The sequence below is a fragment of the Cupriavidus sp. H18C1 genome (assembly GCF_049311595.1).
In the GTDB taxonomy this organism is placed as follows: domain Bacteria; phylum Pseudomonadota; class Gammaproteobacteria; order Burkholderiales; family Burkholderiaceae; genus Cupriavidus; species Cupriavidus cauae.
Window position 1 is genome coordinate 2,470,685 of the sequence record NZ_CP186008.1, and the last position, 13,135, is coordinate 2,483,819.

The 13,135-nt window shown below is 67.8% G+C and carries 9 protein-coding genes and 1 pseudogene; 9 read left to right on the forward strand and 1 reads right to left on the reverse strand.

Annotation, left to right across the window (positions count from 1 at the left end):
- The first annotated feature begins 23 nt into the window (after positions 1–23).
- The 8 genes and pseudogenes from murG (at position 24) to lpxC (ending at position 9,382) form a co-directional block, all read left to right on the forward strand.
- Positions 24–1,101, forward strand: a pseudogene (gene murG / locus OJJOAM_RS11495) (undecaprenyldiphospho-muramoylpentapeptide beta-N-acetylglucosaminyltransferase).
- Between the two features lie 56 nt (positions 1,102–1,157).
- Positions 1,158–2,696 carry a UDP-N-acetylmuramate--L-alanine ligase gene (murC, locus tag OJJOAM_RS11500; RefSeq protein ID WP_422648023.1) on the forward strand — a complete coding sequence of 513 codons (1,539 nt, stop codon included), beginning with the start codon at positions 1,158–1,160 and terminating at the stop codon, positions 2,694–2,696.
- Positions 2,693–3,685 carry a D-alanine--D-alanine ligase gene (locus OJJOAM_RS11505; RefSeq protein WP_422648024.1) on the forward strand — a complete coding sequence of 331 codons (993 nt, stop codon included), beginning with the start codon at positions 2,693–2,695 and terminating at the stop codon, positions 3,683–3,685. Before murC ends, OJJOAM_RS11505 begins: the two co-directional genes overlap by 4 nt.
- 48 nt (positions 3,686–3,733) lie before the next feature.
- Positions 3,734–4,654 (forward strand): cell division protein FtsQ/DivIB, encoded by a 921-nt coding sequence (locus OJJOAM_RS11510; RefSeq protein ID WP_422648025.1) that lies wholly within the window; start codon positions 3,734–3,736, stop codon positions 4,652–4,654.
- Complete coding sequence (gene ftsA / locus OJJOAM_RS11515) at positions 4,651–5,883, forward strand: cell division protein FtsA (protein ID WP_149316571.1); 1,233 nt, start codon at positions 4,651–4,653, stop codon at positions 5,881–5,883. The genes OJJOAM_RS11510 and ftsA overlap by 4 nt, the downstream gene beginning before the upstream one ends.
- Positions 5,884–6,044: 161 nt before the next feature.
- Positions 6,045–7,238 carry a cell division protein FtsZ gene (ftsZ, locus tag OJJOAM_RS11520; RefSeq protein WP_422648026.1) on the forward strand — a complete coding sequence of 398 codons (1,194 nt, stop codon included), beginning with the start codon at positions 6,045–6,047 and terminating at the stop codon, positions 7,236–7,238.
- A 466-nt stretch (positions 7,239–7,704) separates the two neighbouring features.
- Positions 7,705–8,211, forward strand: coding sequence for a peroxiredoxin (locus tag OJJOAM_RS11525; RefSeq protein WP_422648027.1), 507 nt, complete (start codon positions 7,705–7,707; stop codon positions 8,209–8,211).
- Positions 8,212–8,464: 253 nt separating this feature from the next.
- A complete protein-coding gene (lpxC, locus tag OJJOAM_RS11530; protein ID WP_150082112.1) occupies positions 8,465–9,382 on the forward strand; it encodes a UDP-3-O-acyl-N-acetylglucosamine deacetylase in 918 nt (305 codons plus the stop codon).
- A gap of 85 nt (positions 9,383–9,467) precedes the next feature.
- Here the strand turns inward: lpxC and OJJOAM_RS11535 are convergent, their stop codons facing one another.
- On the reverse strand, positions 9,468–9,980 hold the full coding sequence (locus tag OJJOAM_RS11535) for a DciA family protein (protein ID WP_149316575.1): 513 nt from the start codon (positions 9,978–9,980) through the stop codon (positions 9,468–9,470).
- Between the two features lie 366 nt (positions 9,981–10,346).
- On the opposite strand from OJJOAM_RS11535, the gene secA reads away from it, so the two are divergent.
- Positions 10,347–13,121, forward strand: a complete 2,775-nt coding sequence (gene secA, locus OJJOAM_RS11540; RefSeq protein WP_422648028.1) for a preprotein translocase subunit SecA — start codon at positions 10,347–10,349, stop codon at positions 13,119–13,121.
- The last annotated feature ends 14 nt before the right edge of the window (positions 13,122–13,135 follow it).

Consider the following 13,135-nt stretch of genomic DNA (forward strand, 5'->3'; position numbering starts at 1 on the left):
GTGTTGATGCGTGGAGGGAAGGTATGAGTTCCACGCAGCCACGCACCCTGCTCGTGATGGCGGGCGGCACCGGGGGGCCATGTGTTCCCGGGGCTCGCCGTCGCGCATGCGCTGCGCGCGCAGGGCTGGCGCGTGGTCTGGCTCGGCAACCGCACCGGCATGGAAGCGACCCTGGTGCCGAAGCACGACATCCCGATGGAGTTCATCCAGTTCGGCGGGCTGCGCGGCAAGGGGCTGCTGACCAAGCTGCTGCTGCCCCTGAACCTGCTGCGCGCGTTCTGGCAGAGCATCGGCGCGCTGCGCCGGGTGCGCCCGAGCGTGGTGCTCGGCATGGGCGGCTATATCACCTTCCCGGCCGGCATGATGGCTTCGCTGCTGGGCCGGCCGCTGGTGCTGCACGAGCAGAACTCGATCGCCGGGCTCGCCAACAAGGTGCTGGCCAAGGTCGCCGATCGCGTGCTGTGCGCGTTCCCGCAGACGCTGCCCGGCGCCGAGTGGACCGGCAATCCGGTGCGCGAGGAAGTGGCGGCGCTGACCGAACCGGCGGCGCGCTACGACGGCCGCCAGGGTCCGCTGCGGCTGCTGGTGGTCGGCGGCAGCCTCGGCGCGGCCGCGCTCAATGCGGTGGTGCCGCAGGCGCTGGCGCTGCTGCCCGAAGGCGAGCGGCCGCTGGTGCGGCACCAGGCCGGCGTCAAGCAGATCGACACGCTGCGGGCGAACTACGCCGCGGCCGGGGTCGCGGCCGATGCCGTGCCCTTCATCGACGACATGGCACAGGCGTATGCCGACGCCGATCTGGTGATCTGCCGCGCCGGCGCGATGACGGTATCGGAAGTGGCGGCGGCCGGCGTGGCCGCGCTGTTCGTGCCGTTCCCGCATGCGGTGGACGACCATCAGACCACCAACGCGCGCTTCCTGTCGGAACAGGGTGCCGCGCTGCTGGTGCAACAGAACGCATTGACCGCGGAAGGGCTGGCGCAGACGCTCGCCCGGCTGACGCGGCCGCAATTGAAAGAGATGGCGCAGCGTGCGCGCGGACTCGCCAAGCCGGATGCGACCCGGCGCGTGGCGCAGGTCTGCAGCGAGCTGGCCAGGAATTAGCCAAGGATTAGCACGGGGAACCGAGGGATCGAGGTCCACCGACAAGCAACGGATTCATGAAGCATATCGTCAAGAACATCCACTTCGTAGGCATCGGCGGCGCCGGCATGAGCGGCATCGCCGAGGTGCTGCTCAATCTCGGCTACCGGGTGTCCGGTTCCGACATGGGCAGCAACGCCGCGACGCGACGCCTGAGCGCGCTCGGCGCGACGGTGATGCACGGCCATGACGCCGCGCATATCGCCGGCGCCAACGCGGTGGTGGTGTCGACCGCCGTCAGCGGCGACAACCCCGAGGTGCTGGCCGCGCGCGCCAAGCGCATTCCGGTGGTGCCGCGCGCGGTGATGCTGGCCGAGCTGATGCGCCTGAAGCAGGGCGTCGCCATCGCCGGCACGCACGGCAAGACCACCACCACCAGCCTGGTGGCGTCGGTGCTGGCCGAGGGCGGACTCGATCCGACCTTCGTGATCGGCGGCCGGCTGAACTCGGCCGGCGCCAACGCGCGGCTGGGCACCGGCGACTTCATCGTCGCCGAGGCGGACGAATCGGACGCGTCGTTCCTGAACCTGTTCCCGGTGATCGAGGTCATCACCAATATCGACGCCGACCACATGGACACCTACGGGCATGACTTTGCCCGTCTGAAGCAGGCCTTCATCGAATTCACGCAGCGGCTGCCGTTCTACGGCATCGCGGTGCTGTGCGTCGACGACCCGAACGTGCGCGAGATCCTGCCCTTCGTGTCCAAGCCGGTGGTGCGCTATGGCTTCGCCGAGGACGCCCAGGTGCGCGCGGTCAACGCCCGCGCGGTCGACGGCCAGATGCATTTCACCGTGCTGCGCCAGCTGAACAACCATGCCGAGCCGCCGCTCGACGTGGTGCTGAACCTGCCGGGCCTGCACAACGTGCAGAACGCGCTGGCGGCGATCGCGATCGCGACCGAGCTGGAGGTGCCCGACGCCGCCATCGTCAAGGCGCTGCGCGAATTCCACGGCGTCGGCCGGCGCTTCCAGCGCTACGGCGAGGTCGCCTGCGCGGACGGCAGCGGCACCTTCACGCTGGTCGACGACTACGGCCATCACCCGGTCGAGATGGCCGCGACGCTGGCCGCCGCGCGCGGCGCGTTCCCGGGCCGCCGCCTGGTGCTGGCGTTCCAGCCGCATCGCTTCACGCGCACGCGCGATTGCTTCGAGGACTTCGTCAAGGTGCTCGGCACCGTCGACGCGCTGCTGCTGGCCGAGGTCTACGCGGCCGGCGAGGCGCCGATCGTGGCCGCCGACGGCCGCGCGCTGACGCGCGCGCTGCGGGTCGCCGGCAAGGTCGAACCGGTCTTCGTCGAGCTGATCGACGACATGCCGCAGTCGATCCTGGACGCCGCGCGTCCGGGCGACGTGGTGGTGACGATGGGCGCCGGCACGATCGGCGCGGTGCCGGGCCTGCTGGTGTCGGGCCAGGCCGCCGCGCTGTCGGCGCCGGCCTCGTCGGCATCGTCTCCCACGGCATCGGCGGCATCTTCCTCTTCGCAACCCGCTGCCTCGTCAGCGTCGCAACAACCAGGGCAAGCGGCCGTGCCGCAAGCCGGAGGCCAGGCATGAGCTTCGTCCCCAATCCCCAAATCGATCCGAAGACGCTCGGCAAGGTCGGCGTGCTGATGGGCGGCCGTTCGGCCGAACGCGAAATCTCGCTGCTGTCCGGGCAGGGCGTGCTGGCCGCGCTGCAATCGCGCGGCGTCGACGCGCATGCCTTCGATCCGGCGCTGCGCAGCGTCGCCGAACTGGCCGCGGCCGGGTTCGATCGCGTCTTCATCGCGCTGCACGGCCGCTACGGCGAGGACGGCACCATGCAGGGCCTGCTCGAGCAGCTGGGCATTCCCTACACCGGCAGCGGCGTGCTGGCCTCCGCGCTGGCGATGGACAAGCCCGCCACCAAGCGGCTGTGGAGCACGCATGGGCTGCCGACGCCGCGCTTCGCGATGCTGACGGCCGATTGCACCGAGCGCGAGTTCGACGCGGTGGCGGCGGACCTCGGCCTGCCGCTGATCGTCAAGCCGGCGCGGGAAGGCTCGTCGATCGGCCTGACCAAGGTCACGGATGCCAGCCAGATGCGCGCCGCCTACGAGAAGGCCGCCGCGCTGGACAACGACGTGATCGCCGAGGCGTTCATCGACGGCGCCGAGCTGACCTGCCCGATCGTCGGCGAGGGCCGCGACGCGGTGGCGCTGCCGGTGATCCGCATCGTCGCGCCCGACGCCAACTACGACTATCAAAACAAGTACTTCACGGACGTTACCCAGTACCTGTGCCCGGCGAACCTGGGCGAGGCGCTGGAGCAGCGCGTGCGCAGCCTCGCGGTCGAGGCCTTCCGCGTGCTGGGCTGCCGCGGCTGGGCGCGGGCCGACGTGATGCTGACCGCCGACGGCCAGCCCTACCTGCTGGAGATGAACACCTCGCCCGGCATGACCGGCCATTCGCTGGTGCCGATGTCGGCGCGGGCGGCCGGCATCAGCTACGAGGACTTCGTGCTGCAGGTGGTCTCCGCGGCGACGCTGGACCTGCATCCGAACGAGCACTGGAAACCCGAATAACCCGCGGCTGACCCCGTACAACGAAGCCATCGCGCACCCCGAACCGACATGTGGCACAACGCACGCCTGCTGAACCTGATCGCCACCACGCTCTACGCCGTGGTGGTGGTGATGGCGCTCGCGGCCGGCCTGATGTGGCTGGCGCAGCGGCCGGTGTTCGCGATCACCCATGTCGAGCTGGCGCCGATGTACGGCGGCGCGCTGCGCCACGTCAACGCGCCCGCGGTGCGGGCCAACGCGCTGGGCAAGCTGTCGGGCAACTTCTTCACGCTGGACCTGGACGCCGCGCGCCAGGCCTTCGAGTCGGTGCCCTGGGTGCGCAAGGCCAGCGTGCGGCGCGAATGGCCGAGCGGCCTGACGGTCAGGATCGAGGAACACGAGGCGCTGGGCACCTGGGGCGCGTCCGATACCGGGCGGCTGATCAATACCTATGGCGAGGTGTTCGTGGCCAATCCCGCCGAGGCGGAAGAGGATGCACGGCTGCTCGCGCTCGACGGCCCGCCGGGAAGCGAGGCGGATGTCGTCGACAAACTCGAGATCATGCGCGAGTGGTTCCGGCCGTTGAAGGCCGAGCCGCTGGCGGTGACGTTGTCCGGGCGGTATGCCTGGCGGGCCAGGCTGTCCAACGGCATGGTGGTCGAATTGGGACGGGAACAGACCGACCTTGACCGGATGGCGATGGAGGAGCGCGTCAAGCGTTTCGTCATCGCCTGGCCGCAGGTGACGGAGCAGTGGGGCAAGCAGATCGAGTACGCGGACTTGCGCTATCCGAACGGGTTTGCCATCCGGGCAGCCAATGTCCGCTTCCTGACAGAGGCCCAGGCGGCAGCCGCCGCCAAGGCCCGCGAGCAGGGAACGAGCAATGCGAACGGCGCCAGCCGTGCCAATGCAAATGGCGCGAAGCGTGGACCGGCTTCCAACAACAATCCGACGCGACTGAGAAAAGAGAACGCGGAGAAAACCCGATGAGCAAGGAATACAAGGACCTGTTGGTTGGTCTGGACATCGGCACCTCGAAGGTGGCGGCGGTGGTCGCGGAATTGCGCCCCGACGGCAGCTACGAAGTGATCGGGATGGGCCAATCCGAGTCCAAGGGGTTGAAGAAAGGGGTCGTGGTCAATATCGAGGCCACCGTGCAGTCGATCCAGAAGGCGCTCGAGGAAGCCGAGCTGATGGCCGACTGCAAGATTTCCGAGGTCTTCACCGGCATTGCCGGCAGCCACATCCGTTCGTTCAATTCGAGCGGCATGGTGGCGATCAAGGACAAGGAGGTGACCCAGACCGATGTGGCGCGGGTCATCGAAACGGCGAAGGCGGTCAACATTCCGACCGACCAGCAGATCCTGCACATCCTGACCCAGGAATTCATCATCGACGGCCAGGAGGACGTGCGCGAGCCGATCGGCATGAGCGGCATCCGCCTGGAGGTCAAGGTCCATATCGTGACTGGCGCGGTCAGCGCGGCGCAGAACATCGTCAAGTGCGTGCGCCGCTGCGGGCTGGAGGTACACGACCTGATCCTGCAGCCGCTGGCGTCTAGCCTGGCGGTGCTGACCGAGGACGAGAAGGAGCTCGGCGTGGTGCTGGTCGACATCGGCGGCGGCACCACCGACATCGCCATCTTCAGCGAAGGCGCGATCCGCCATACCGCGGTGATTCCGATCGCCGGCGACCAGATCACCAACGACATCGCGATGGCGCTGCGTACGCCGACGCCCGATGCCGAGGACATCAAGATCCAGTACGGCATCGCCAAGCAGGCGATCGCCGATCCGGAGGAAATGATCGAGGTGCCGGGCGTGGGCGATCGCGGCACGCGCACGCTGTCGCGCCAGGCGCTGGCGGCGGTGATCGAGCCGCGCATCGAGGAGCTGTACTCGCTGGTGCATCAGGTCGTGCGCGAGTCGGGCTACGAGGAATTGCTGTCGTCCGGCATCGTGATCACCGGCGGCACCGCAATGATGCCCGGCATGGTGGAACTGGGAGAGGACATCTTCCTCAAACCGGTTCGGGTTGGCGTTCCGGAGTACCGCGGCAATCTGCACGAGGTCGTCAAGAGCCCGCGCTACTCGACGGTGATGGGCCTGCTGCTGGAAGGCCGCGTGCAACGGATGCGCGGACGCAAGGTTGCGGTGCAGAGCGGTTCGGTCAAGCAGATCTGGACGCGCATGAAGGAATGGTTCGTCGGCAATTTCTGATCGGCCGGCATGAATTGGCGACGCGCCGTCGCCGACTGTCCACCGTGGCGGGCGCGGCGCGTTGATGGAGCAGTTTCTTTCTTTTGGTTCTTTGTTCAGGAACCAAGGGTTGCGGCGGGGAGGCCGCAGCGTTTGGCGACTGATTTTTCTCGGAGGCAGTGATGGACTTTGACATGATCGAATCGGAAATGCAGGACGGCACCATCATCAAGGTGGTCGGCGTGGGCGGCGCGGGCGGCAACGCCGTGCAGCACATGATCAACCGCGGGGTGCAGGGCGTCGAATTCATCTGCATGAACACCGATGCGCAGGCGCTCAAGCGCTCGACCGCTTCGCGCGTGCTGCAACTGGGCAATACGGGCCTGGGCGCCGGCGCGAAGCCGGAGGTCGGCCGCACCTGCGCCGAATCGGCGCGCGAACAGATTGCCGACGCGCTGCGCGGCGCGCATATGGTCTTCATCACTGCCGGCATGGGCGGCGGCACCGGTACCGGTGCGGCGCCGATCGTGGCGCAGGTCGCCAAGGAGATGGGCATCCTGACCGTCGGCGTGGTCAGCAAGCCGTTCGACTTCGAAGGCGCGCGCCGGGCCAAGGTCGCCGAGCACGGCTCGGCCGAGCTGGAGTCCAGCGTCGACTCGCTGATCGTCGTGCTGAACGAAAAGCTGTTCGAGGTGATGGGCGACGACGCCGAGATGGACAAGTGCTTCCAGTGCGCCGACGACGTGCTGCACAACGCGGTGGCCGGCATTGCCGAGATCATCAACGTGGACGGCCTGGTCAACGTCGACTTCGAAGACGTCAAGACCGTGATGGGCGAGCAGGGCAAGGCGATGATGGGGACGGCCACGGTGTCGGGCGTCGATCGCGCGCGTCTGGCCGCCGAGCAGGCGGTCGCCAGCCCGCTGCTGGAAGGCGTGGACCTGTCCGGCGCGCGCGGCGTGCTGGTCAACATCACGGCCAGCCGCTCGCTGAAGCTGTCGGAAACCAAGGAAGTCATGAACACCATCCGCAGCTATGCCGCGGAAGATGCGACCGTGATCTTCGGTACCGTCTACGACGACTCGATGGGCGATGCGCTGCGCGTGACCGTGGTCGCCACGGGCCTGGGCCGCGCCAGCAAGAAGCAGCAGCCGATGACGCTGCTCAAGACCGGTACCGACAATATGCCGGTGCAGATGATGGCCGGCCTGCAGCATGGCTCGGCGCTGCACAGCGCGCCGGACTACAGCGGCCTCGATACGCCGGCGGTGTTCCGCAGCTCGCGCGAAACCGCGTCGGCGCACGTGGCCGCGCTGCAGGAGAAGGGTGTCGACACGTACGACATCCCCGCCTTCCTGCGCAAGCAGGCGGACTGAGCACGGCGCGACGTCGACCCACGGCGAGCCGATTCTCTCGGCCAGCCGATCGCATCGCCGGCAGGTTGCCGGCCGCGCATCCGCGACAGCGGGGGCACGATGGGCGCTCCCCATCCGCCCGTGCCGCGCTACGGATGACGGCCGCCGGCCTTTCGCGCGAGCGAGGAGATTGACGCCGCTCGCTGTCCTCCGTCCGCATCCCGTGCCGGGACAGGCGCGCCGCCGGCCGCCTCCCCGGACTGGTCTCCCGCCGTATCCCGGCCGGGATGTGCCTTCCGTCCGCGCGGCGAGCACAAGCTCGCCGCGCCTGTTTTTGTCAGTTCTGCTTGCCCGCCTGTCGGCATCCGCCGACAGCGTCCCGCGCCGCCGTCCCACTTGGGATGCCGGTAGGCGGCAACTATGATGCAGACTGGGTTTGGCCAAGGCGTTCGCTGCGCCGACGCCCCGGCTGCCTGAGGAAATCGCCATGATCGAAATCGGTGCACGCGTGCCCGACGCGACGCTGTACGAGTACTTCGAAACCGAGGCCGGCGGCTGCGCGCTCGGTCCCAACGCCTTCTCGGCCGCCGAGCTGGCCAAGGGCCGCCGCATCGTCGTGTTCGGCCTGCCCGGCGCCTTCACGCCGACCTGTTCCGCCCGCCACGTGCCCGGCTACGTCGAGCAGGCGGACGCGCTGCGCGCCGCCGGCGTCGACGAGATCTGGTGCGTGTCGGTCAACGACGCCTTCGTGATGGGTGCGTGGGCGCGCGAGCAGGGCACCGCCGGCAAGGTGCGGATGCTCGGCGACGGCAGCGCCGACTGGACGCGCGCGCTCGGCCTGGAACAGGACCTGGGCAAGCGGGGCATGGGCGTGCGCTCGCTGCGCTATGCGATGGTGATGGACGATGGCGTGGTCACGCATCTGGCCGTCGAAGCGCCGGGCGAATTCAAGGTCAGCAGCGCCGAAGCGGTGCTCGCGATGTTGCGCGGGTAAGACGGCGTTCTTTGACCTCGGCGGCTGTAGATGTGGAGATAGCCGCATTAGATGTGATTCAAATGCCGCTTATCCGGCCTTCTGCGGCGATTTTTCCGCCGTTTCCCGCATCTTTTCCGGGCCTTTAACCGTCGAATGCCACACCGTTAACACGACGAAACAAAACTGGTGCAGCGCAATATGCTCGCCGGTGGTAAGATGCGGTTTATCGAATCTCAAGCCCGATAGATTTTAATAATTAGCAGAGGCCGTCATGCTCAAACAGCGCACTATCAAGTCCCTGGTCAAGACCGTTGGCATTGGCTTGCACTCGGGCCGTAAAGTGACGCTGACATTGCGGCCCGCCCCGACCGATACCGGCATCGTCTTCACCCGCGTCGACCTGCCCGAGCCGGTCGAGATCCCGGTGAAGGCCTCGGCCATCGGCGATACGCGCCTGGCGTCCGTGCTGCAGAAGAACGGCGCGCGCGTTTCCACCATCGAACACCTGATGTCCGCCTGCGCGGGCCTGGGTATCGACAATCTGTTCGTCGACGTCGACGCCGAGGAAATCCCGATCATGGACGGCAGCGCCGCGTCCTTCGTGTTCCTGCTGCAGTCGGCGGGCATCGAGGAGCAGCCGGCGGCCAAGCGCTTCATCCGCGTCAAGAAGGCGGTGGAAGTGCGCGAGGGCGACAAGCTCGCGCGGCTCGAACCCTACTTCGGCTTCAAGCTGTCGTTCACCATCGACTTCCGCCATCCGGCGGTCGACAAGACCGGCCAGACCTTCGAGATCGATTTCGGCGACACCAGCTATGTCCGCGAGATCGCGCGGGCTCGCACGTTCGGCTTCGCGCACGAGGTCGAGGCGCTGCGCGAGATGGGTCTCGCCCGCGGCGGCAGCCTGGACAATGCGATCGTGCTCGACGAGCACCGCATGCTGAACAACGAGGAACTGCGCTACGGCGACGAGTTCGTGCGCCACAAGATCCTCGATGCGATCGGCGACCTCTATGTGGTCGGCCATCCGCTGATCGGTGCCTACGTCGCCAACAAGTCCGGCCACGGGCTGAACAACCAGCTGCTGCGCGCGCTGCTGGCCGACGAGCAGGCCTACGAGATCGTCAGCTTCGAGCGCCAGGAAGAGGCCCCGGCCGCCTTCCTGCCGCAGCTGCAGCCGGCCTTCGCCTGACCCCAAGGCGCGCCAGCCGGCGCGCTCGCTTTTCCCCTGGCCCTTCCCCCTGGTTCTTCCGCGGGCTCTCCCGCCGGCGCTTCCGCTAGCCGCGTCCCTGGCGGTGCCGCGACAGCAGCGTCTGCACCGCGTCGCGCAGCGGCGAGTCCGGCAGCGTCTGCGCCAGTTCGCCCAGGCTGTTCAGCCCGGCCGCCGGCACGCCGGTCTTCTTCGGCCGCTCGGCCGGCTCCACGTCCCAGTCGCCGCGCGCGACGTCGGGCTGCACCCGCACCTTGACCGCATCGATCCGCGCCCCGCGCTGCTGCAGCCGCGCCAGCAGGCTGGGCACGATCTGCCGCACCCGCGCCGCGGCGGCGCCGTGGGCGGCCAGCAGCAGCAGCGTGTTCGGTTGTCCCGGGCTGCGGGTGTCCTGGCGCACGCCACCGATCGCGATGCCGGCGCGCATGCCGGGCGGCAGCAGGGCCATCACCTCGGCTTCCAGCGCGGCGAGCTCGCGCGCCGCCTGCATCAGCGAGGACATCGGTCCGGCCTTGGCCAGCCAGTCGTTCAGCGGCTTGGCGGAGGGCGTTTGCAGGGCGTGGTGGGTGAACAGGCGCATGCCGCATTCTAGCCCCAAGCCGGTTTCAAGCCGGTTTCAAGCCGGTCCCAGGCCGGCCCCAGGCGGGTCGCAAGCGGGTCCCAAGCGGGTCCCAAGCGGGTCACAAGCGCGTCACAAGCGGACCCGGGCGCGACCGCCGCGGTGCCGTGCTCGAGACACCATAGCGGCACGGTCCCGACCCGCGCGCGGCGCATCGGGAACCGCGCGGCAAGTGCGCGGGAACGGCACGGGATCGCCCGCGGAACCGCCCCCCGCGCGTGATAAACTCGGCGTTTTGCGCTAATCCTCTCTTCGCCACGCGCGCTTCGCGTCCGGCCCTCCGGCTCGGACGGCAGGACCGCAATCGTGCGCAGGTGACACCAATCGATGATCACGGGCCTTCTCAAGAAAGTCTTCGGCAGCCGTAACGAGCGGCTGATCAAACAATATCGACGGACAGTCGAGCGGATCAACGCGCTGGAGCCGAAGTTCGAAGCACTGTCGGACGACGAACTGCGCGGCATGACCGAACAGTTCCGCCAGCGCCACGCCGGCGGCGAATCGCTCGAATCGCTGTTGCCCGAAGCATTCGCGGTCTGCCGCGAGGCCAGCAAGCGCGTGATGAAGATGCGCCATTTCGACGTGCAGCTGATCGGCGGCATGGTGCTGAACGACAACAAGATCGCCGAGATGCGTACCGGCGAGGGCAAGACCCTGACCGCGACGCTGGCGGTCTACCTGAACGCGCTGACCGGCAAGGGCGTGCACGTGGTCACGGTCAACGACTACCTGGCCCAGCGCGATGCCGAGTGGATGGGCCGGCTGTACAACTTCCTCGGGCTGTCGGTCGGCGTCAACCTGTCGCAGATGCCGCACGACCAGAAGCAGGCGGCGTACAACAGCGACATCACCTACGGCACCAACAACGAATTCGGCTTCGACTACCTGCGCGACAACATGGTCTACGACCCGGGTCAGCGCGTGCAGCGGCCGTTGCACTATGCGATCGTCGACGAGGTCGATTCGATCCTGATCGACGAGGCGCGCACCCCGCTGATCATCTCGGGCCAGGCGGAGAACCATACCGACCTGTACCAGCGCATGAACGGCATTCCGAAGCTGCTCGAGCGCCAGATCGGCGAGGAGAAGGCCGACGGCACCGGCGTCGAGAAGCCGGGCGACTACTACGTCGACGAGAAGGCGCACCAGGTCTACCTGACCGAGGCCGGCCACGAGAAGGCCGAGCAGATCATGGCCCAGCTGGGCCTGATCGGCGAGGGCGAGTCGCTGTACGCGCCGCAGAACATCACGCTGATGCACCACCTGTACGCCGCCCTGCGCGCGCACAGCCTGTTCCATCGCGACCAGCACTATGTGGTGCAGAACGACGAGGTGGTCATCGTCGACGAATTCACCGGCCGCCTGATGACCGGCCGCCGCTGGTCCGACGGCCTGCACCAGGCGGTCGAGGCCAAGGAAGGCGTCACCATCCAGCAGGAAAACCAGACGCTGGCGACGATCACCTTCCAGAACTACTTCCGGATGTACGAGAAGCTGGCCGGCATGACGGGCACGGCCGACACCGAAGCCTATGAATTCCAGGAGATCTACGGCCTGGAAGTGGTCGTGATCCCGACCAACAAGCCGACCCAGCGCAAGGACTTCCAGGACCAGATCTTCAAGACCACCAAGGAGCGCTACGACGCCGTGGTGCGCGATATCCGCGAGTGCTTCGAGCGCGGGCAGCCGGTGCTGGTCGGCACCACCTCGATCGAGACCTCGGAATACCTGTCGGACCTGCTGAACAAGGAAAAGCTGCCGCACCAGGTGCTCAACGCCAAGCAGCACGCGCGCGAGGCCGAGATCGTGGCGCAGGCGGGCCGGCCCAAGATGATCACCATCGCCACCAACATGGCGGGCCGCGGTACCGACATCGTGCTGGGCGGCAACGTCGAGAAGCAGGCCGGCTTCATCGAGGCCGATGCCAGCCTGTCGGCCGAGGACAAGGCCGCGCGCATCGCGCAGCTGAAGTCGGAATGGCAGTCGCTGCACGAGCAGGTCAAGGCCGCGGGCGGCCTGCACATCGTCGGCACCGAGCGCCATGAATCGCGCCGGATCGACAACCAGCTGCGCGGCCGTGCCGGCCGCCAGGGCGACCCGGGCTCGTCGCGCTTCTACCTGTCGCTGGACGACCAGCTGCTGCGCATCTTCGCCGGCGACCGCGTGCGCGCGATCATGGACCGCCTGAAGATGCCCGAGGGCGAACCGATCGAGGCCGGCATCGTGACGCGCTCGATCGAATCGGCGCAGCGCAAGGTCGAGGGCCGCAACTTCGATATCCGCAAGCAGCTGCTGCAGTACGACGATGTCGCCAACGACCAGCGCAAGGAAATCTACAAGCTGCGCAACGAGGTGCTGGAAGCCCAGGACGTCGGCGACATGATCAAGAGCCTGCGCGAGGGCGTGCTGGTCGATCTGTTCCGCGAGTACGTGCCGGCCGAATCGATGGAAGAGCAGTGGGACATCGCCGGGCTGGAGAAGCGCCTGCGCGACGACTTCGGCCTCGAGCTGCCGCTGGCGCAGACCATCGAGAACGCGCAGAGCATCGAGGACGAGGAACTGCTGCAGATGATCGTGTCGGCCGCGGCCGAGCGCTACGAGGCCAAGGTCGCGCAGGTCGGACGCGAGGCCTTCGCCGGCTTCGAGCGGTCCGTGATGCTGCAGAGCATCGACACGCACTGGCGCGAGCACCTGGCCGCGCTGGACCATCTGCGCCAGGGCATCCATCTTCGCGGCTATGCGCAGAAGGACCCGAAGCAGGAGTACAAGCGCGAGTCGTTCGAACTGTTCGCGCGCCTGCTGGACGTGATCAAGAGCGAGGTCACCCGCATCGTCTTCAACGTCCAGATCCAGTCGCCGGAAGAGCTCGAGCAGGCCTCGGAGCAGATCGAGGACGACCTGTCGCACGTGGGCAATGTGCGATACCAGCATGACGAGTTCGGCGGCGCCGGCCCCGATACCGGCGAGCGCGCGATCGCGGCGGCGGCACGCGGCGCCCGCGACGACAGCGAAGTGGCCACCATGCCCCGCGTCGGCCGCAACGACCCCTGCCCGTGCGGCTCGGGCAAGAAGTTCAAGCAGTGCCACGGCCGGCTGAGCTGAGCCCGCCGGCGGAC